General features: G+C 60.6%; 18 protein-coding genes and 1 tRNA gene. 6 read left to right on the plus strand and 13 right to left on the minus strand.

What is annotated here, in order from left to right; translation table 11 throughout:
• Nucleotides 1-91: 91 nt before the first annotated feature.
• The 8 genes from AC56DI_RS02765 to AC56DI_RS02800 all read right to left on the minus strand — a co-directional run bounded on the left by AC56DI_RS02765 (nt 92) and on the right by AC56DI_RS02800 (nt 9,375).
• On the minus strand, nt 92-2,425 hold the full coding sequence (locus AC56DI_RS02765) for a tetratricopeptide repeat protein (RefSeq protein ID WP_496344835.1): 2,334 nt from the start codon (nt 2,423-2,425) through the stop codon (nt 92-94).
• Between the two features lie 613 nt (nt 2,426-3,038).
• Entirely contained in the window at nt 3,039-3,365 is a 327-nt protein-coding gene (locus AC56DI_RS02770) for a hypothetical protein (protein ID WP_496344836.1), read from the minus strand.
• Nucleotides 3,366-3,652: 287 nt separating this feature from the next.
• Nucleotides 3,653-4,129, minus strand: a complete 477-nt coding sequence (locus tag AC56DI_RS02775; protein WP_496344837.1) for a nuclear transport factor 2 family protein — start codon at nt 4,127-4,129, stop codon at nt 3,653-3,655.
• A gap of 24 nt (nt 4,130-4,153) precedes the next feature.
• Nucleotides 4,154-4,465 carry a cupin domain-containing protein gene (locus AC56DI_RS02780; RefSeq protein WP_496344838.1) on the minus strand — a complete coding sequence of 104 codons (312 nt, stop codon included), beginning with the start codon at nt 4,463-4,465 and terminating at the stop codon, nt 4,154-4,156.
• A gap of 12 nt (nt 4,466-4,477) precedes the next feature.
• Nucleotides 4,478-6,544, minus strand: a complete 2,067-nt coding sequence (locus AC56DI_RS02785) for a 2Fe-2S iron-sulfur cluster-binding protein (RefSeq protein ID WP_496344839.1) — start codon at nt 6,542-6,544, stop codon at nt 4,478-4,480.
• Nucleotides 6,545-6,758: 214 nt separating this feature from the next.
• Entirely contained in the window at nt 6,759-7,388 is a 630-nt protein-coding gene (locus AC56DI_RS02790) for a glutathione S-transferase family protein (protein ID WP_496344840.1), read from the minus strand.
• 167 nt (nt 7,389-7,555) lie between these two features.
• Complete coding sequence (locus AC56DI_RS02795) at nt 7,556-8,455, minus strand: LysR family transcriptional regulator (RefSeq protein ID WP_496344841.1); 900 nt, start codon at nt 8,453-8,455, stop codon at nt 7,556-7,558.
• Between the two features lie 5 nt (nt 8,456-8,460).
• A complete protein-coding gene (locus AC56DI_RS02800; RefSeq protein WP_496344842.1) occupies nt 8,461-9,375 on the minus strand; it encodes a LysR family transcriptional regulator in 915 nt (304 codons plus the stop codon).
• A gap of 178 nt (nt 9,376-9,553) precedes the next feature.
• On the opposite strand from AC56DI_RS02800, the gene AC56DI_RS02805 reads away from it, so the two are divergent.
• The 5 genes from AC56DI_RS02805 to AC56DI_RS02825 all read left to right on the plus strand — a co-directional run bounded on the left by AC56DI_RS02805 (nt 9,554) and on the right by AC56DI_RS02825 (nt 12,491).
• A complete protein-coding gene (locus tag AC56DI_RS02805) occupies nt 9,554-10,054 on the plus strand; it encodes a YHS domain-containing (seleno)protein (RefSeq protein WP_496344843.1) in 501 nt (166 codons plus the stop codon).
• Between the two features lie 62 nt (nt 10,055-10,116).
• Nucleotides 10,117-10,629: a DoxX family protein gene (locus tag AC56DI_RS02810; protein ID WP_496344844.1), complete on the plus strand. Its 513-nt coding sequence runs from the start codon at nt 10,117-10,119 to the stop codon at nt 10,627-10,629.
• The gene (locus AC56DI_RS02815; protein WP_496344845.1) at nt 10,626-11,246 is read left to right on the plus strand and encodes a glutathione S-transferase family protein; all 621 of its coding nucleotides are present in this window, start codon (nt 10,626-10,628) and stop codon (nt 11,244-11,246) included. The genes AC56DI_RS02810 and AC56DI_RS02815 overlap by 4 nt, the downstream gene beginning before the upstream one ends.
• A gap of 24 nt (nt 11,247-11,270) precedes the next feature.
• Nucleotides 11,271-11,561, plus strand: a complete 291-nt coding sequence (locus tag AC56DI_RS02820; RefSeq protein ID WP_496344846.1) for a BufA1 family periplasmic bufferin-type metallophore — start codon at nt 11,271-11,273, stop codon at nt 11,559-11,561.
• A 45-nt stretch (nt 11,562-11,606) separates the two neighbouring features.
• A complete protein-coding gene (locus AC56DI_RS02825) occupies nt 11,607-12,491 on the plus strand; it encodes an MbnB/TglH/ChrH family RiPP precursor modification enzyme (protein WP_496344847.1) in 885 nt (294 codons plus the stop codon).
• 96 nt (nt 12,492-12,587) lie between these two features.
• Here the strand turns inward: AC56DI_RS02825 and AC56DI_RS02830 are convergent, their stop codons facing one another.
• The 3 genes from AC56DI_RS02830 to AC56DI_RS02840 all read right to left on the minus strand — a co-directional run bounded on the left by AC56DI_RS02830 (nt 12,588) and on the right by AC56DI_RS02840 (nt 15,302).
• Nucleotides 12,588-12,941, minus strand: a complete 354-nt coding sequence (locus AC56DI_RS02830; RefSeq protein ID WP_496344848.1) for a hypothetical protein — start codon at nt 12,939-12,941, stop codon at nt 12,588-12,590.
• Between the two features lie 358 nt (nt 12,942-13,299).
• A complete protein-coding gene (locus tag AC56DI_RS02835; RefSeq protein WP_496344849.1) occupies nt 13,300-14,742 on the minus strand; it encodes an MFS transporter in 1,443 nt (480 codons plus the stop codon).
• Nucleotides 14,739-15,302, minus strand: a complete 564-nt coding sequence (locus AC56DI_RS02840) for a hypothetical protein (RefSeq protein ID WP_496344850.1) — start codon at nt 15,300-15,302, stop codon at nt 14,739-14,741. The genes AC56DI_RS02835 and AC56DI_RS02840 overlap by 4 nt, the downstream gene beginning before the upstream one ends.
• 144 nt (nt 15,303-15,446) lie before the next feature.
• Between AC56DI_RS02840 and AC56DI_RS02845 the strand changes: the two genes are divergently transcribed.
• A complete protein-coding gene (locus AC56DI_RS02845; RefSeq protein ID WP_496344851.1) occupies nt 15,447-16,343 on the plus strand; it encodes a LysR family transcriptional regulator in 897 nt (298 codons plus the stop codon).
• Nucleotides 16,344-16,562: 219 nt separating this feature from the next.
• Here AC56DI_RS02845 and AC56DI_RS02850 read toward each other — a convergent pair.
• Together AC56DI_RS02850 and rpoD are read right to left on the minus strand one after the other, a co-directional pair.
• Nucleotides 16,563-16,636, minus strand: a tRNA-Ile gene (locus AC56DI_RS02850).
• A gap of 137 nt (nt 16,637-16,773) precedes the next feature.
• Nucleotides 16,774-18,615 carry an RNA polymerase sigma factor RpoD gene (gene rpoD / locus AC56DI_RS02855; RefSeq protein ID WP_496344852.1) on the minus strand — a complete coding sequence of 614 codons (1,842 nt, stop codon included), beginning with the start codon at nt 18,613-18,615 and terminating at the stop codon, nt 16,774-16,776.
• Nucleotides 18,616-18,674: the final 59 nt, after the last annotated feature.

Consider the following 18,674-nt stretch of genomic DNA (forward strand, 5'->3'; position numbering starts at 1 on the left):
CGATTCAACTTGAGTGATTTCCCCCGCGCATAAACATCGGTGGACACGCTTCGCGTTGTCCACCGTACCCATCCCCATCACACGTGGGCGGCTACCGATTCAGCGAGTCACGCAGCTGGCGCGCGCCCCGATCGTTCGGTATCAGCAATAGCAGCGCATCGGCCCACTGGCGGGCGACAGCGTGTGCGCCCATATCGCGGTTGAAGGTGATCAGCCCGAGCAGAATGTCCTGATCCTGCGGGAAGTCCTGGTGCGCTGTCTCTAGCACCTTGATCGCATCATTGGGTTGGCCAGCGCTGTTTAACGCCACCGCATACACATAGCGATAGCGCGAGTTGTCCGGTGCCAGCTGACTGGCCTTGGCCAATTCACTGAGCGCTTCCGGCAGGCGCTTTTGCCGTGCCAGCGCCAGGCCGAGCACGTGGTGCAGGCTGGCTTCTTGTGGGCTGCGAGTCAGCCCTTCGCGCAGGGTTTTTTCGGCCTGTGGCTCCAGGCCCTGGCTTTGATAGACGTTGGCCAGGTTGATCACGGCTGGAGGGAAGGGGTCGAGCGCAATGGCTCGGCGCAAATAGGCTTCGGCCTGGGCCGCGTCGCCGCGCTCGGCATACAGCGCGCCGAGGTTGGTCAGGGATTCCGGTCGGTCGGCATTGAATTGCTGAGCGGCGATGTATTCATCCAGGCCTCTTTCGAAGGCGGCGCGCTGCGCGGGGTTGAGCTGTTGTTCGGCGGCGCCGACCAGGCCGCGTGCGGCAGCCATGCGTACGCTGCGCAGTGGATCGTTGAGCAACGGCGGTAGGGCTTGCGAACTCATCGCGGGGGCGATGCGGGCGACGGCTTCGACGGCCGCCAGGCGGACCGTATCATTGTCGTCATACAGGCCGTCGACCAGGAGGCTGAAGGTTTGTTGGTCGCGGCTTTCATTCAGGCGCGACAGCGCTGTGGCGCGGGCAATGGCCGGCTGGTCCTTGTCGGTCGCCACGGCCATCAGGGCCGTATGGGCGGATGGCAAGCCTTGGGAGGCAGCCGCAAAGGCCTCGGCATAACGTTGATGGCCGGCAGGTGGGTGCGGGTACCACTGCTGCACCTTGTCGGCGGCCCACTGCGGCTGCTTGTCGGTATGACAGCTGTTGCAGGCGTTGGGCGTGCCCAGGGTAACGGACAGATCGGGGCGCGGAATGCGCAGCGAGTGATCGTTGCGCGGGTCGATCTGCATATAGGTAGTGGTCGGCATATGGCAGCTGACGCACTGCGAACCCTTGGAGCCTTGGGGGTGAAAGCTGTGCTGCGGGCCGTCGTATTTGCTCGGCAGGTGGCACTGGGCACAGACGCCGTTGCCTTCGGCGCGCAGTTTCAACGAGTGCGGCTCGTGGCAGTCGCTGCAGGTCACGCCCTTGGCGAACATTTTGCTCTGCAGGAAGGAGCCGTGGTTGAACACCTCATCGCGTTGCTGGCCGTCTGGCCAATACAGACCGTCATCCAGCAGCGCGGGGTGATAGTTGTCGGCCAGGCGCTGGCCGTGGACAAAGGTGTCGCTGTTCTGGCCGCGGCGCGAGTGGCAGGTGGCACAGGTTTCGATTTCCACTGTGCCTTTGCGGGGTTCGCTGCGCGTGGCGTTACCGGTTTTCAGCTCGCTGCGCCAACTGATGCCGCGGCGTTCGTCGAGCACGTGCGGCAGGCCTTTGCCCGGCCCGCTGAAGGCTTCTGCGCCGGGCTCATGCTTGGCCCAGGTCAGGTGATTGGAGCCGGGACCATGGCAGGCCTCGCAGGACACGTTGATCTCTGACCACTGGGTGTTGAAGGTCTTGGTTTCAGCGTTGTAGTTCTTTTGCAGATTAGTGGAGTGGCAGTCGGCGCACTGGTAGTTCCAGTTTTGGTCGATGCTGGTCCAGTGCAGGTAGTCGCCGGCCTTGAGCTTCTGCTCCGGGTAGAGGTGGAACCAGCGTTGGCCGCCTTTCTCTTGCGGGCGGCTGTCCCAGGCAATGCCGAAGGCCTGCAGGCGGCCGCCGGGAAATTCGATCAGGTATTGCTGCAGCGGGGTAAAGCCGAAGGTGTATTTGATCTCGAAGTCGGCGAGCTTGCCGTCCGGGCCGTCGGTGTTGACGAAGAATTTGCCGGCACGGCTGAAGAAGGTGCTGGTAATGCCGTTGTAGCTGAAGTGGGCATTGTTGAAATTGCCCAGCACGCTGCTGGCCGTGGCGATCTGCATGGCCATGTCGTGGTGTGAGCCTTGCCACAGGTCGTGTTGCTGGCTGTGGCAGCCGGCGCAGGTTTCGCCGCCGACATAGGTCAGCGGTTTTTCGCGCGGGGCCGGAGCAGTAGATTGAGGCGCTGGGCTCGCTACTGGGGTGCTGCGGACAGCAGGCGCGCTGCTCAGCTTGAAATAGGCGATGCCCGTGACAAGCAATAGCGCGAGCGCCGCCAGCAAATACCAATTCCAGCGAGTGCTCGTCGGCCTGACGGTTGCCGATGAGTGTGGCGGCATGGATTTTTGAGGTGCCTTTCTTTTGTGCTTAGGCACTGTTTGATCTGCTGATAAGGAGGTGGATGGCGGTCGCCTGACGTTTGTTAAACGAGTATTTCAGCATCCAGCAGGCCCCGTCCATCGCGGGTGCAATTACGCAAATCAATTGCTGAATCGTTTAGCGTTTCGTAAACGCTTCTGATGGTTCGCTTTAGGCTGATCTCGCCTGTTACGACGGGTGACTTTGGACCAAACGCGGCCCTGGAATCTAAGCACCCAGGTGCATAGCGTAAATGAGCTATGTGAAGCCCGTGGGGGCGTAACTCCCTGCTTCTTTCGTCTGCCGTGTGAACATGCATTACGCCTATGCCCGCTGCGTCCGTTCGCAACAGCCAGGCCAATGTCAGACTCGACATCGGAGATAAGTACGACCATTGGGGCTGCTTGTTTATCCGGCATCACCGAGTGGTTGCACGTTCCAAAAAAAAGGCGCCACCAGGGCGCCATCAGGTCAAAGGTTAGGGCCACGACCTGCAAACGTGGAGCACACACAATTCATTACCTGGATGCTGTTGCCTCAGTTGCTCGCCGAGAGTCGTGCGGCATCGTCCTGCAGTTCCTGTGGCAAGCGGTTGGGGCGTACTTCGGTAAGGCTGCCGTCGTCATTTCTGACCAGATAGGCCCGCCCACTCTGGCCACTGCCATGCTGAATCTGCTCGCCACTGAAGTAACCAATGGCCGCGCCAACCAAGGCGCCGATTGGGCCGCCGGCTGCGCCGCCGAGCAAGACGCCGGTGCCACTGCCGAAGGTTTGTCCGACGCGATTTTCTTCGGTGCTACCGACAATTTCCGCAGCATTAGCTAGGGGCGCGAGCAGTACCAAGGTGAGTAAAAGTTTGTTCATTTGTCTGTCTCCGAACTTGATTTAAGGTGGCCTGACGCCGACGGAGAAAGTGTCGCAATATCTTCTAGCTCAAAGAATGACCAGCTTTTCTAATAGACTGTTTCAGGATTTGGAATTGTTGGTGCGGGCGTGGCACATCATCCAGTCGCCCCCGTTGGCGGGGGGATAACTGGGATGATTCAAGAGGGGAGGGAGTGCTTGCGCTGGGCTTTTAGCCTGAGCAGGGCGTCGAACAGTTCGCCATTGGCCCTGCGTTTATACGTGGTCAGGTTTTCAGCATGGGGTGATCAAAGGCCCAGTTCACTGAGGCTCGGATGGTCGTCGGGACGACGGCCTTGTGGCCAGTGGAACAGTCGCTCAACGTTGCTAATCGGCAGGTCGTTGATGCTGGCGTAACGTGCCTGCATCAGCCCCTGGTCATCGAACTCCCAGTTCTCGTTGCCGTAGGAGCGAAACCATTGGCCATTGGCGTCGTGCCACTCATAGGCGAAGCGCACGGCGATGCGGTTGTCAGTGTGGGCCCAGAGCTCCTTGATCAAGCGGTACTCGTGCTCGCGCTGCCATTTGCTGGCGAGGAAGGCGCGGATCTGTTCGCGGCCCAGCGGGAACTCATGGCGATTGCGCCAGCGACTGTCCGGTGTATACGCCAGCGCCACGCGCTCGGGGTCGCGGCTGTTCCAGCCATCTTCTGCCATGCGCACTTTCTGCATGGCGGTTTCGCGGGTGAAAGGCGGCAAGGGTGGGCGGGCTTCAACGTTGCTCATGGTGTTTACCTTAAGGGGTTGGGTTCAAGGGCTGCCGGCAGACTCGACCACCAGAACGCGTGCCACCCCGAGAGGGTGGGCGACGTGTTCGGTGCCGCTGCTGGCGTAGAAAATATCGCCGCACTCCAGCAGGCAGGACTGCTCCAGCCCGTCCTCGCGGTAGTGCATCTGCACTCGGCCATCGAGTACGACAAATACCTCTTGGCCGTCGTTGATGTGCCAGCGGTAAGGCTGATCAGTCCAGTGCAGGCGGGTAGTAATGCCCTGCATGTTGGCGATGTCGAGGGCGCCCCAGGCGCGCTCGGCGATGAATTGTTTGCTACGGATGATCTTCATCGATACGGCTCGTTAGAGGTCCAGAATCAGAGGTTGTACCGCGCCGGCACTGGCCGCGGGTACGGCGCAGCAGATCAGCGCCTGGCCGGCTTCCGGCATTTCGGCCGGTGGCTGCGGGTAGGTCACTGCGCCGCTGACAATGCGCGTCTTGCAGGTGCCGCAGGAACCGCCGCGACAGCTGAAGTCGGGTGTCAGGCCACGGCTTTCGGCCAGTTCCAGCAAGCTGCCGCTGTCTGGCGTCCAGCGCGCTTCCTTGGCCGACTGTTCGAATAACACCGGCACCGGGCCACTGGCGGCGGCCGGCAAGACCGGTTGCGCGCTGCCCTGATCGGCCTGGCGGCGCAAGCTGGAGGGGCCGAAGGTTTCGGCATGGATGCGCATGTCGCTGATATTCAAGGCCCGCAGGCCGTCATACAGGTCCTGGGTGAAACTGCTCGGGCCGCACAGGTAGAAGTCATAGTCGTCAAAGGGCAGCAGGGCCTTGAGCAGCGCCACATCGATGCGCCCGGCCAGCTCGAAGTCCTGACCTTCCCGCGCATGGGGTTCGGGCTGGCTGAGCAGGCGCACGGCGTGGACGGCGTCACCGCCGCGCTGCAGCAGGCTGAACAGTTCATCGCGAAAGGCCAGTTCGGCCAGGCTGCGCGCGCTTTGCAGCAGCCACACCGGGCGCGAACGACGCAGCCGCTGGTTCTGGAAAATGACCTCACGGAGCATCGACAGCAGCGGAGTAATACCCACCCCGGCGGCGAGCAGAACCAGTGGGCGGCGCTGCTCGGCATCCAGGCTGAAGCGGCCCTGCGGGGCACGCGACTCGAGCAGGCTGCCAACCTCGACCTGATCATGCAGGTAGCTTGAAGCGACGCCTTCGCGCTTGACGCTGATGCGCAGGAAGTTATCCGAGGGGGCGCTGGACAGGCTGTACGTGCGGATCAGCGGCTGGGCCTGGCCGGCAATCGACAGACGCAGGGGCAGGTGCTGACCGGCGCTAAAGTCCGCCAAGCCGGCGCCGTCGGCGGGCTCCAGATAGAAGGAGCGAATGTGGCTGCTCTCCTCGACGATGCGTGCCACCCGTAACGGCCGCCATTGATCGCGTAGCGCCTGCGCGGCCAGGCGGGCTTGGGCATCGGCCCAGTCGCCGGTCATCAGGCTGTTGGCCGAGTAGCTATGAAAATCCCAGCGCAGCTTGAGGGCCGCCGGCCGCCAAACCTGCTCCTCAACCTGCACCTGCCAGAGCCGTTCGGCGCCCTGGAACGCCTTGACCTGCGGGCCGTCGAGGATCAGTTCGGTGCGTCCGCTGACCTGCAGCAGGTCGCCACTGGCAAAGTCGATAAACAATAAGCCGGCGCGTGGGTTGAGCAGCAGGTTGCCGAGGGTGTTGAAGTGCAGGTTGCCGGCAAAGTCGGGGATGGTCAGGCAGTCGCCCTCGACCCTGACGAAGCCGGCCTGGCCGCCACGGTGGGACATGTCCACCGAGCGGCTGCCATCGGCGTGCTCGATGTAACTGGCGACGAAGAAGGTGTCGGCGTTGGCAATCAGTGCGCGGGCCGCGTCATCCAGGCCGCTGCGGCGCTGGGCAGGAGGCCGTGGGGGCGTGCGCTCAGCCGCGTTGACCCGCACCTCACGGTGTTGGATGTATTGCGGGCAGTTACCAAAGGCATGCTCGACGGCAATGCTCAACTGCTCAGCATTACGGGTCAGCACATGGCCATTGATCCGGTTGCGTCGGCGGCTGTGCAGTTCGATGCCCAGTAGGCCGATTGCCGAGCCGGCACCCAATGCGGCGGCGGCCGGATCGTCCGCTGACAGAGGGCCATGCAGTTCTAGCTGCTGCGGTTCAGGGGCCTGGACGAAACCTGGCGGGCCTTCGGCGATGCTGGCCCAAGGGCGGCCCTGATCATCCACGGCGGCAAACAAAATAAACGGCAGTTGCTGATAGAAAAGGCGGTGCTGCTCGGGCATGTGGTCGCGAATCACCCGTCGGCCAAACACCTCCATGCGCTCGGCCACGCCGGCGCGCGCCTGCAACTGCTTTTCCCCGGCATGCCAGGGGGAGGGGGTGTTTTCGTCGGGCGGGTTCATGCTCGGGCTCCGCATACATCAAAAAGAAAAGGCCGGACAGGCACCCAATGTTGTTCGTTTAAGGCGCCACAGCGGTAGCCCGGATGAAATCCGGGGGCGAATGCGCACGTCAACGAGCCTCCCCGGATTTCATCCGGACTACAAAGATGCCGTTCACTTGGCTTAAGTGAACGGCATCGCGGACAGCCACCTGAGTCGCTGTCCGGCTTGGCCCTTAAGCGCTTTGCAGGCCTACGGCGGTGCGCTGCATCGGCACGAAGCCTGGCAGGGCTTCAATGCGTGCCAGCCAGGCGCGCACTTGCGGGTAGTCAGCCAGCGAGACGTTGCCTTCCGGGGCGTGGGCTATGTAGGTATAGCCGGCCACATCGGCCAGGGTGGCCGTGTTGCCTGCCAGGAATGGGCTGTTGGTCAGTTCCTTCTCTACCACCTGCAGCAGGGCATGGCTGCGGGCAATGGTCGACTCGGCATCGTAGGGGGCACCGAATACGGTAATCAGCCGCGCGGTGGCCGGCCCGGAGGCGATCTGCCCAGCCGCCACCGACAACCAGCGCTGCACCTTGGCGGCGGCAACTGGTTCAGCCGGCAACCAGCGGCCGCTGGTGTCGTACTTCTTCGCCAGGTACACCAGGATGGCGTTGGAATCGCTCAATACGGTGCCGTTGTCATCAATCGCCGGCACCTGGCCAAACGGGTTGATGGCGAGAAACTCGGCTTGCTTATGGGCGCCCTTGGCCAGGTCGACGAAGACCAGTTCGGTCGGCACGTTGAGCAGCGAGAGCAGCAGTTCGACGCGATGGGCGTGGCCGGACAGTGGGTGACGGAACAGTTTGATGGCGTTGGACATGGTGAACTCCGAAGTCAGTAGTACCGCAGCGACGGGGTGGCGAGGTGCCGGGGCTTGCCGTGCTGGTGGAGCCATCTTCGCGTTTCAGTCTTTGCGGGAGAATCGCCAGAAATGGCAATCCTTTGTTTCATCTGCTGCAATAAAGCGCCCCTAAGCCCCCCAAAGGCCTAACGCAACGCCGGGTGTTCGCGCAGCCTGCTCACCGTGAAGTCGACGAAGCTGCGTACCCGCGCGGCCGCTTTGCGCCCTTCCCGGTAGGCCAGATACACCGGCAGTGGTGGCAGCTCATAGGCCTGCAGTAAGCGACACAGGCGGCCTTGCTCAATGAGGTCATGAACCTGGTAACTCATGCAGCGGATCACCCCGCTGGCAGCGCAGGCGGCCACGATTGCCGCCTGGTTGGTGGCGCAGGTCAGGCGCGGGCGTAGGCTGACGGTGAGCGGGTTGCCCTGGTCCTGAAAGCGCCATTCCGGCAGGCGTGAGTCGGCGGTGGAGTGAATGATCTGCTGGGTGGACAACGCCTGCGGGCGCTCGGGTGTGCCATGGCGTTGCAGGTAGTCCGGGCTGGCGCAGACCACCCGGCGAATGCTGCCGACCTGCAGGGCAAACAGTGAGGAGTCCGGGAGGGCGCCGACCAGTACGGCTACGTCAATGCCTTCTTCATGCAGGTTTGGGAAGCGGTCCAGGTATTGGGCGAACATCTCCACATGGGGGTAGGCCTGCAGATAGTCGAGCAGGGTGGCGGTCATGATCTGCTGGCCAAACAGCAGTGGCATGGCCAGGTGCAAATGGCCTCGCGGCTCGGCATGCAGGCCACTGGCCGAGGCTTCGGCTTCTTTGACATCTTGCAGGATGCGCTGGCAGTCGCTGGCAAAGCGCTCACCGGACGCGGTCAGGCTGACGCCGCGGGTACTGCGTTGCAGCAGTGGCGTACCCAGGCGTTGCTCCAGTGCGGCCATTGCGCGGGTCACGGTGGGTGCCGAGATATTCAGGCGGCGGGCTGCTGCTGCCAGACTGAGATCGCTGACCACCGCCTGGAAAATACGCATTTCTTGGTAGCGATCCATTGTGCTCAGTCTCGGCCGGCAGGCTTGAGTGCGCTGGATTGGCTCAGTTGCGCGCTGCAGAAGTCGACAAAGGTGCGCACCTTGGCCGGCACCTTGCGGCCGCTTTGATAGACCACATGGATGGGCAGGGGCGGTTGCTCGAAGTTCTGCAGGACAATTTCCAACTCGCCGGCCGCCACCTTGCTGGCCACCTGATAGGACAGCACGCGGGTCAGGCCCCAGCCCAGGCTGACGGCATTGATGGCCGCCTGGTTGGCGGTGACCAGCAGGCGTGGCTGCGGGCGAATGTTGAGGGCGCCGTCAGGGCCGCTGAATTCCCAGTTGCTCAGCAATGGACTGCTGGTTGCCACCACCAACTGAGCCTGAAGCAGTTCGTCGGGGTGTTGCGGTCGGCCGTGGGTGTTCAGGTACGTCGGTGACGCACAGATCACCCGACGTACCTCGCCGACTTTCACGGCATGCAGACCGCTGTCGGGCAGGTTGCCGATGCGGATGGCCACATCGATGCCCTCATCGACCATGCTCACCACCCGGTCTACCAGCAAGGCCTTGATGGTCACGGCTGGGTGCTGGGCCAGGTAGTCGATCATCACTGGAGTGACAAACAACTCGCCAAACAGCACTGGCGCAGAGAGGGTGAGTTGCCCGCGGGCGATGGCGTGGCTGCCAGCGGCCGACTCTTCGGCTTCCTCTAGTTCGGCGAGGATCCGCCGGCAGTCTTCCACATAGCGCTGGCCCGCTTCGGTGACATGCACGCTGCGGGTGGTGCGGGCCAGTAGCAGGGTGCCGATGCGCTCTTCCAGGGCCGCCACGGCACGGGTCACGCTGGGTGGTGACATGTTCAGGCGCCGCGCGGCGGCGGCAAAGCCTTGCTCTTCAGCGACGGCCAAAAACACCTGCATTTCCTGAAAACGATCCATCGGCGGCTCCTGTAGGTCTGCGTCGAGTGTGCGTGATTTGTTTCATTTTCTGCAATAGAGCCTTGCAGTAGGCGGTCGTTCAGCTGCGCAGTGTTGCGATCTAGAGTGGCTCCACGTCGAACGCAGTTGGTTTCGACGCACTCAACCCCACTCGATTGCGTCAATAAGGAATTACCTCATGAGCCTGAAGAACTCTTTTATCGCCAGCTCCCTGGCTGTTGCCCTGTCCCTTGGTGCCGGCGCCTTGCTGACTGCGACTAGCAGCTTTGCCTATGACGAAGCCTCGACCTCGTCGATCAACGTCGATGCGGCCCAGGTCATCCTCAAAGGCTATGACAGCGTCTCCTATTTCAAGGGCCAACCGGTCGAGGGTGACAAGCGCTTTGCCGCCGCTCATGACGGCGCAACCTATTACTTCGCCAGTGCGGAAAACCTCAAAGCCTTCCAGGCCAACCCGGCTAAGTACGCCCCGCAATTTGGCGGCTATTGCGCCATGGGCGCGGCCCTTGGCAAGAAGCTGGATGTAGACCCAAGCCAGTACAAAGTGGTCGACGGCAAGCTGTACCTGAACGTTAACGCCGACGTGTTCAAGAAGTGGTCAGAGGACGTGCCGGGCAACATTGCCAAAGCCAACGCTAACTGGCCTGCAATCAAGGACAAGGCTGCCAACAGCCTGTAACACCACTCGGCCTGTCACCCCCGCCAGGGTGGCAGGCCGTTTGCCCTGACTTGGAGTTCGATATGAGTACTTGCCCTCTTTTATTGCGTTTGCCAGGAGTGGCTCGCGACGTCTTATTGCTGTTGGCGCGCGTCGCACCGGCAGCGATTTTCTGGCAATCCGGGCGCACCAAGGTGGATGGTTGGCAGCTCAATGACAGCGCGCTCTATCTGTTTGCAAACGAATACCGGCTGCCCCTACTGGCGCCGTACAGCGCTGCCGTGCTGGCAGCTATTGCCGAACATTTGTTCCCTCTGTTGTTGCTGCTGGGCCTAGGTTCGCGGCTGGCCGCTCTGGCGTTACTGGGCATGACTCTGGTGATCCAGCTGTTTGTCTATCCCGACGCCTGGCCGACCCACGGCACCTGGGCGGTGGCGTTGTTACTGCTGCTGGCTCAAGGCCCCGGACGCTTATCGCTGGATCACTTGCTGAGTGTTTACTGGCGCAAGCGGTTGGCCAGGGACGATGAGCGTCTGAGCGGCAATGCGTGTATCGAGCATGCTGACCCCGAGCAATGCCTGAGGACACCGCAATGATTGAGGTCTACACCGCACTTACACCGAACGGCATCAAGGTGCCAATCGCCTTGGAAGAGTTGGGGCTGGAGTATCGGCTTATCACCGTCAACCTGGCTGCTGGAGAGCAGAGCCGCCCGGAGTTTCTCGCCATCAATCCCAATGGCCGCATTCCGGCGATTGTCGATCATCAGGGGCCGGATGGGCAGACGGTGAGCCTCTTCGAGTCCGGGGCGATTTTGCTCTACCTGGCCGAAAAGGCCGGTGGTCTGCTTCCACGAGATGCCCTCGAACGGCTGCGGGCCATGGAGTACCTGTTTCTACAGGTCGCCAGTGTCGGGCCGATGTTTGGTCAGGCCGGCTGGTTTTTGCGCTCCACACCGACGCCCTGTGCGGTGGCGATTGAGCGCTTTCGCGGCGAGGCCTTGCGCCTGACTGGCGTACTTGAAGCGCGCTTGCGCGAGCAGCCCTGGCTGGCCGGCAGCGAGTATTCACTGGCCGACATCATGAATTTCTCCTGGTTGCGCATGGCCCATTACGGCGGTGTCGAGCTGGCCAGGTTTCCCGCGGTGGCGGCCTGGGTGGCCACCATCAGCGAGCGTCCCGCGGTTCAGCGGGCGTTGGCGCGCATGCAATAACACCATTTTTGAGAGGGGCTAATGATGAGTCGTCGTAATGTGCATGCCGCGTTGGCGTTGTCGCTAACCACTGCGTTGCTGACCAGCCAGGCGCTGAGTGCGGCTGATGGCGGGGTAAATGCCGGTAAGGAGAAATGCTATGGCATCTCCAAGGCTGGGCAAAATGATTGTGCTGCAGGCGCTGGGACGTCCTGCGCCGGTTCGGCAAAAATCGATTACCAGGGCAATGCCTGGAAGCTCGTGCCGACAGGCACTTGTACCCATATCGAGACTCCCCACGGTATGGGTTCACTCATGCCGTTGTCACGTCCCTGAGAGGTTCTCGGGCTCTGGCGTTGCAGCCGTTTTTGAGGTGTGAGGATGAACAGCCGTACGCTGTTGCAAGGCGCCGGTGTGGCGTTTCAGGCAGAACATTTCGCCGCCATTATGGCGGACCCGCAACGCCTGGATTTTTTCGAAATCCAGGCCGAACAGTATTATTCGACCGATGCTGTCGCACACATGCAGGTCTTCGCCCTGCGCCAGTTGTTGCCACTTTCGGTGCATGGCATCGGCTTGTCTCTGGGTGGCGAAGCGGCTCTAAGCAGCGAGCATTTGCATGGGTTGCAGCAACTCTGCCGGCGTTACCAGCCAGCGCTGGTTTCTGCCCATCTGGGCTGTGCGCCGCAAGCGGCCAGCCTGCTCGGCGACAATCTGCCTCTGGCGTATAACGCCAGCACCCTGCAACGTTTGGCCGAGCATGTCGATCAGGTGCAAGCGCTCCTGGGCCGTCAGTTGTTGATTGAGAACCCGCCGGCCTATGTACGTCTGATGGAAAGTGACATGGATGAAGCGGATTTTCTCCATGAGCTGTGCCAACGCACTGCATGCGGTTTGTTGCTGGATATCGGCAATCTGTTGATCAGCTGTCATAACTGTGGCGGCAATGCCGAGGACTATCTGCGCCGCCTGCCTGCGCAACAGATCGGCGAAATTCATCTCGGCGGTTACAGCCAACTGCGCCTGGCCAGCGGCGCTTATCTGCTGGTAGATGAGCACGCCAGCGTGGTGGCCGATGCCAGTTGGGATCTGTATACCGATCTGCTGCGGCGTATCGGCAAGCGGCCGGTCGTAGTGGAATGGGAGCGCCAGTTGCCATCCTGGCTGGTGCTGGCCGCCGAAGTCGATTGCGCGCGAGCCCTGCAGCATTTTCCGTTTATGCCAGCGTGTTGCCGCGAGGATGTGATCCGTTTCGATCAAACGTGATGATCCGGGCATTGCAGTTGAATAATGAAAACACCGTTACCGACGAGACGCGGTAACGGTGTTTTCATTGGCTAGCTGTAGATGTCAGGCTGGGTATCAGGCACGACGGTTGTGTTGCAGGGTACGCTCGCTGCCATTTTCCGCCAGTTCTACACGCTGCTCTTGACGCAGTTTTCGGCTGTTTTTCAGAGTACGTTCGCTACCATTCTCGGTCAGTTCTACGCGCCGCTCCTGACGCTGCTTTCGGCTGTTTATCAGCGTGCGTTCGCTGCCGTTCTCTGCCAATTTTACGTGCTGCTCCTGACGTAGTTTTCGGCTGTTTTCCAGAGTGCGCTCGCTGCCGTTTTCGACAATTAGCAGGGTTTCATTCGCCTGCAGTTGGCTAGCGCTGATTACGGCCAGTAGTGCCAGGGTATGCGTCAAACGGCGAGTTATGTTGAGGTGGTTCATGTTGGCTTTCCTTCAAGTCAGTTGCCGTCTCCGGCGTTGAAGTAAGCTTCTCAATTATCAGATTGTTGAGGAATAGATGTTTTAGTCAGTGATTAATTTCACTTTTTGAAATTATAGGTGTGGGGCATGAGAGCGTTTGCGCTGTGAGGCGTTGCGAACCGTGTGCCTGGCTGGCGCAGTGTATGCACTGCGACTCATCCGCCGGCATGCTCTCTTGGCGGCCAAGCGCACAAACGGCTGGCCGTCAGGTTTGCCTGGGCCTTGTCGACAAGCAGATTGATCACCCGTTTGCCGCTCGGGTCGCGACGTTACAGCTAGACGTCACTCGCGCTCTGTTCGCGCAACAACTCTTCGTCGATCAGGAATTGAATTTACGATCTGGTGCTTTAGGCATGCCTTGCAGCGTACTTGTAAGGGCCGCGAGTAAGTTCAATGAGGCTCCTACGCAAAGGGCAAACTGAGGCGCAGAATCGGCGGGGAGCAGGTTAAAGAGCAGTGTCATGATGACTGCGCCAGCCGTTTGCCCGAGCAGGCGAGCGGTCCCTTGCATGCCGCCAGCCGCACCGCTCCGACTCAGCGGCGCCGCGAGGAACATGTTGCGGTTATTGGCTACGTTGAAGAGACCGAAGCCGAGGCCGCACAGCATGGTCAGTGGCACCAGCGTCATGAGATTTTCCCGCAGCGGCCAAAGCGCAGCCCCGGCTAATCCTGTCGCGAGACAAATGCCACCCACCGAGCAAAGCCAGGCAGCCGACCATCGGTTTGATAGGCTGCCCGCCAGCGGAGCGATCAGCGCGACTGTTAAAGGCCAGGGAATCATATAGAGGCCCGTTATCAGCACCTCTTGTCCAAGGCTGTGCTGAAGGTAGAAGGGCAGCGCCACCAAGCCTGCAGTTTGCCCAGCAAAGCAGAGCACCGAGGCAATAACAGATATACGGAATGAGGTGGCTCTAAGCAGATCCAGCGGAATCAGTGGCGCTTCCTTCTGCCTTTCCCGCTTAACCAATAGCGCCAGTTGGATGGCAGAGATGGACAGTAACGCTGCAGTCAGCACGAGGTGCTCGGTGATGACGCCAATGGCGATGACCAGTGATGCAAAGGCCCCGGCATTCAATGCCATGCTCAACAGATCAACTTTGCGCGCGGTACCGTCCAGTGCTGGTAGCGCGCTGGTCGATAGCAGCACCCAGAACCCGAAGGGAAGCAGCACAGCAAACAACCATGGCCAGTCTGCCACGCTGAGCATCGCTGCTCCCAATGCAGGGCCTGCTGCTGATGACAGAGCAACTGCAAGTGCATTCCAGCCGATAGCGGAACCCAGCTGCTGACTCGGCACCACTTGGCGCAGCAGTGCAATGGCGAGCGCCATGACTGCCGCACCTCCCAGTCCCTGCAGCAACCGCGCAGCAATCAGCCAAGACAGCGTCGGGGCCAGTGCGCATACAAGCGTGGCGGCCAGAAAGAGCGCCACGCCCCAGCGGAACACCCGACGGTAGCCAAAGCTTTCACCCAGCGCTGCGCAGGGGAGCAACGCCATCAGGAGCGCCGCCTGGTTGGCCGTGATGATCCAGATGGACAGCGCAGGAGGCACTTGCAACGATTGGGCAATCGTTGGCAAGGCCATGTTGGCTATCGCCGTGTTGAGCACCACCAGCACCATGGCAGCCAGCACTGAGCTGACGGCAGCCAGACGCCTCGGTTGTGCGCGCACTGAGAGCGCGTCCACAGCATGCACCGATACAGCTGCCGGTTCAGGTTGTGTGCTGAGGCGGCCGGTTTCGGGAGCAGGGCCATGGGTCATGATTTCAACCACTCGGGCGCGCACTGGCTCGCCGGAACCCACTCACCCTCCTGCTCGACATACCGTGTCAGCGTGCGGGCCTCTTGGTCTTCCTTTTTCAAGTCCCGTTCGGTGAAGCGAAAGAGCAGCGCTGGCCCGCTAATGCACTGCGTATCGTGAATATCACCCGGCAGGTAGACCTGCGTTTGACCGGCGCTCACCCTTGTGGACCCGCGCTTTACCAGTTTCACATGGCCATCCGAGCCCTGCACTTTGGCGTAGGTGCCCATTTCTATTTCACCGTGCTGCACCGCGTAAATGACCCAGCTCCGACCATGATCATGAGGTGGCCGGTAGAGCCCTTCAGGCTCAGTGTGTGCCAGCAGTACAAATCCGTTCTCCGGGTCTCGGTGCATCTCTTGCTGGGCCAGTGCTTGCTGGTGCAGGTCAGCCAGCCAGGGTTCGGTGACAGGTGTCTTCAGGAGTTCATCCAGCTGCTGCTGGCAGCCTGCGACCACTGCAGAACTGAGCGGTCCCCAGATTGCTTGGATACGCGCAACACATCTGTTCAACGAGCTCATACAGTCTCTCCTCATTCACTTCGGTACGAATGTGCCGATGGAGGGAACTGTATGCAGCGCGCAGATGTGGCGGAAGACGCAGCGTTTGCACGTTATTGTTGCGTATGACGCTATGTGAGGGACAAGTTGGGCTACCATCAGGCCATGTCGAATCCGGACCTTAATCTGCTCATTACCCTCGACGCCGTGCTGGCTGAGGGCAGTGTTGCGCGTGCAGCCAAACGCCTGCGGCTCAGTCCTTCGGCCATGAGCCGGGCACTTGCGCGGCTGAGAGAAACCACGGGAGATCCGCTTTTAGTCAGGGCGGGACGGGGGCTCGTTCCTACTCCCAGGGCAATCGAACTTCGTGATCGCGTCAGTCAGCTTGTCCGGGATGCACAGGAGGTTTTGCGGCCAGCCGAACTTCTTGATCTAGAAAAACTCGACCGTACGTTCGCGATCAGGAGCAGTGAAGGTTTTGCTGAAAGCTTTGGCCCGGCTCTGATCGCACGAATTGCGGGGCAGGCCCCTGGAGTACGGCTGTTCTTTATGCAGAAGCCGGACAAAGACAGCAAGCCACTACGCGATGGAGTCGTGGATCTGGAAACGGGTGTGATCGATCTGGCCTCTGCCCCCGAGCTGAGAGGCCAGGCGTTGTTCAGGGATCATTACATTGGCGTGGTACGAGCCAGGCATCCACTGAGCCGCGTCACAATCACCCCGGAAAAGTATGCGGCGGGCATGCATATCTCCGTGTCACGGGAAGGATTAGAAAAAGGCCCCTTAGATGACGCGCTGCTGCAACTTGGATTGCAGCGAAAGATAGCCACCATCGTCGGTGGTTTTTCGACGGCGCTGGGGCTGGCTCGGGGCTCGGACCTCATCGCCAGCGTTCCCGAGCGTCATACCGCGAGTTTGCGCGAAGGCATGTATAGCTTTGCGCTTCCTTTGCGTACGACGGCGTTCACTGTCTCCTTGTTGTGGCATCCACGATTCAGCGCAGATCCTGCTCATCGATGGCTTCGAGATTTGATCCTGCAAGTTTGCAGGAAGGATGAATAAGCGCCCTTTTCTCTGAGCCTTCGTCGTCAATAAAAACTAGAGTGCTGTGGCTCAATGATTCTGGACATCCCGATAGGGCGTTAAGCTTCGCCCAGCTATGAAGTGTTTAATCTCTAGTGATAAAGAAATCGTACGCAAAACGGTGCGCAAATTGTTTATCGGGCCTATAAACGACCAAAGGCCAGCACGATGGCTGACCTAAGTCGTTGTTTCATATCGTGGGCCTGCACGGACTTGAACCGTGGACCAAAGGATTATGAGTCCTCTGCTCTAACCAACTGAGCTACAGGCCCCCAGAAAGCGGGGCGATTATAACGAGGCCCTGGCGCTTGCGCCAACGCTACGCGGTGCGCAGGGGAATTATCTGGTGGTTGCGGGGGTTTCCAGTGGCGTAATGCAAAACCCCCAGCCGGGGCTGGGGGTTTTGGTGTTACTCGTCGAGGAAGGAGCGTAGATGCTCGCTTCGTGACGGGTGGCGCAGCTTACGCAGTGCCTTGGCTTCGATCTGGCGGATGCGTTCGCGGGTTACATCGAACTGTTTACCAACTTCCTCGAGGGTGTGGTCGGTATTCATGTCGATGCCGAAACGCATGCGCAGGACCTTGGCTTCGCGAGCGGTGAGGCCGCCGAGGACTTCGCGGGTGGCTTCTTTGAGGCTTTCCACGGTCGCCACGTCGATCGGCGATTGCATGGTGGAGTCTTCAATGAAGTCGCCCAGGTGGGAGTCTTCGTCGTCGCCGATCGGGGTTTCCATGGAGATCGGCTCTTTGGCGATCTTCAATACCTTGCGGATTTTGTCCTCAGGCATTTCCATGCGCTCACCCAGTTCTTCTGGAGTAGGCTCGCGGCCCATTTCCTGAAGCATCTGACGGGAGATGCGGTTGAGCTTGTTGATCGTCTCGATCATGTGCACCGGAATACGGATGGTGCGGGCCTGGTCGGCGATCGAGCGAGTGATTGCCTGACGAATCCACCAGGTGGCATAGGTCGAGAACTTGTAGCCGCGACGGTATTCGAACTTGTCCACCGCTTTCATCAGGCCGATGTTGCCTTCCTGAATCAGGTCGAGGAACTGCAGGCCGCGGTTGGTGTACTTTTTGGCGATCGAGATCACCAGGCGCAAGTTGGCTTCAACCATCTCTTTCTTCGCGCGGCGGGCCTTGGCCTCACCGATCGACATGCGACGGTTGATGTCTTTGATTTCGCCGATGGTCAGGCTGCATTCGGCTTCCAGGGCGATCAGCTTTTGCTGGCAGCGCTGGATGTCCGGTTGCACGCGACCGATAGCTTCGGCGTACTTGCTTTTGCCTTTGGCCAGAGCGTCGCTCCAGCTTTCGTCGATTTCATTGCCTGGGAACAGGCGCAGGAAGTCGGCGCGAGGCATGCGTGCGTCACGCACACACAGTTGCATGATGGCGCGTTCTTGGGCGCGGATGCGCTCCAGGGCGCTGCGCACCTTGACCACCAGTACGTCGAATTGCTTCGGTACCAGTTTGATCGGCATGAACAGCTCGGCCAGGGCCAGCAGTTCAGCAATGGCTTGCTTGCTGCCACGACCGTGCTTCTTCAGGGCCTTTCTGGTTTTCTCCAGCTGATCGGCAACGGCGCCGAAACGCTGGCGGGCGATCTCTGGATCGGGGCCGGTTTCGACCTCGTCTTCTTCCTCGGCGCCTTCTTTCTCTTCTTCGTCATCGGCTTTATCCGCCGCTGGGGCGATTTCGATAACGGGCTCGGCTTCGGGCGGCGGCGGAATGCCGTCATCCGGGTCGATATAGCCGCTGAAGACGTCGGTCAGGCGACCGGCTTCGGTGGTGACGCGGGTGTACTCGGCCAGGATGCCGTCAACGGTGCCTGGGAAGTGGGCGATGGCGCCCATCACTTCACGGATACCTTCCTCGATGCGTTTGGCGATTTCGATCTCGCCTTCGCGGGTGAGGAGCTCCACGGTGCCCATTTCACGCATGTACATGCGCACTGGGTCAGTGGTGCGGCCAATGTCGGTTTCTACGGCGGCCAGTGCGGCAGCAGCTTCTTCGGCAGCAGCTTCGTCGGTATCAGCTTCAGCCAGGAGCAGGGCATCGGCATCCGGAGCGGTTTCGAATACGTTGATGCCCATGTCGTTGATCATGCGGATGATGTCTTCGACCTGTTCCGGATCGGAGATTTCTTCCGGCAGGTGGTCGTTGACGTCCGCATAAGTCAGGTAACCCTGCTCACGACCACGGCTGATTAACTCTTTGAGGCGGGACTGTTGTTGCGCTTTTCCGGACATAACACCCTATCCATTGAAGGTCTTGGCGGGCAAAAAACAAGCCGCGGATTATACCCGAG

It is taken from the genome of Pseudomonas sp. BGA-UO-ETr-WB11 (assembly GCF_059567785.1).

Excerpts from the sequence above, each read along its gene's own strand:
- AC56DI_RS02830 (WP_496344848.1), bottom strand. The coding sequence starts at position 12,941 with ATGAACCACCTCAACATAACTCGCCGTTTGACGCATACCCTGGCACTA.
- AC56DI_RS02795 (WP_496344841.1), bottom strand. The coding sequence starts at position 8,455 with ATGGATCGCTACCAAGAAATGCGTATTTTCCAGGCGGTGGTCAGCGAT.
- AC56DI_RS02805 (WP_496344843.1), top strand. The coding sequence starts at position 9,554 with ATGAGCCTGAAGAACTCTTTTATCGCCAGCTCCCTGGCTGTTGCCCTG.
- AC56DI_RS02770 (WP_496344836.1), bottom strand. The coding sequence starts at position 3,365 with ATGAACAAACTTTTACTCACCTTGGTACTGCTCGCGCCCCTAGCTAAT.
- AC56DI_RS02785 (WP_496344839.1), bottom strand. The coding sequence starts at position 6,544 with ATGAACCCGCCCGACGAAAACACCCCCTCCCCCTGGCATGCCGGGGAA.
- AC56DI_RS02825 (WP_496344847.1), top strand. The coding sequence starts at position 11,607 with ATGAACAGCCGTACGCTGTTGCAAGGCGCCGGTGTGGCGTTTCAGGCA.
- AC56DI_RS02810 (WP_496344844.1), top strand. The coding sequence starts at position 10,117 with ATGAGTACTTGCCCTCTTTTATTGCGTTTGCCAGGAGTGGCTCGCGAC.
- AC56DI_RS02845 (WP_496344851.1), top strand. The coding sequence starts at position 15,447 with ATGTCGAATCCGGACCTTAATCTGCTCATTACCCTCGACGCCGTGCTG.
- rpoD (WP_496344852.1), bottom strand. The coding sequence starts at position 18,615 with ATGTCCGGAAAAGCGCAACAACAGTCCCGCCTCAAAGAGTTAATCAGC.
- AC56DI_RS02800 (WP_496344842.1), bottom strand. The coding sequence starts at position 9,375 with ATGGATCGTTTTCAGGAAATGCAGGTGTTTTTGGCCGTCGCTGAAGAG.
- AC56DI_RS02790 (WP_496344840.1), bottom strand. The coding sequence starts at position 7,388 with ATGTCCAACGCCATCAAACTGTTCCGTCACCCACTGTCCGGCCACGCC.
- AC56DI_RS02820 (WP_496344846.1), top strand. The coding sequence starts at position 11,271 with ATGAGTCGTCGTAATGTGCATGCCGCGTTGGCGTTGTCGCTAACCACT.
- AC56DI_RS02840 (WP_496344850.1), bottom strand. The coding sequence starts at position 15,302 with ATGAGCTCGTTGAACAGATGTGTTGCGCGTATCCAAGCAATCTGGGGA.
- AC56DI_RS02780 (WP_496344838.1), bottom strand. The coding sequence starts at position 4,465 with ATGAAGATCATCCGTAGCAAACAATTCATCGCCGAGCGCGCCTGGGGC.
- AC56DI_RS02775 (WP_496344837.1), bottom strand. The coding sequence starts at position 4,129 with ATGAGCAACGTTGAAGCCCGCCCACCCTTGCCGCCTTTCACCCGCGAA.
- AC56DI_RS02815 (WP_496344845.1), top strand. The coding sequence starts at position 10,626 with ATGATTGAGGTCTACACCGCACTTACACCGAACGGCATCAAGGTGCCA.
- AC56DI_RS02835 (WP_496344849.1), bottom strand. The coding sequence starts at position 14,742 with ATGACCCATGGCCCTGCTCCCGAAACCGGCCGCCTCAGCACACAACCT.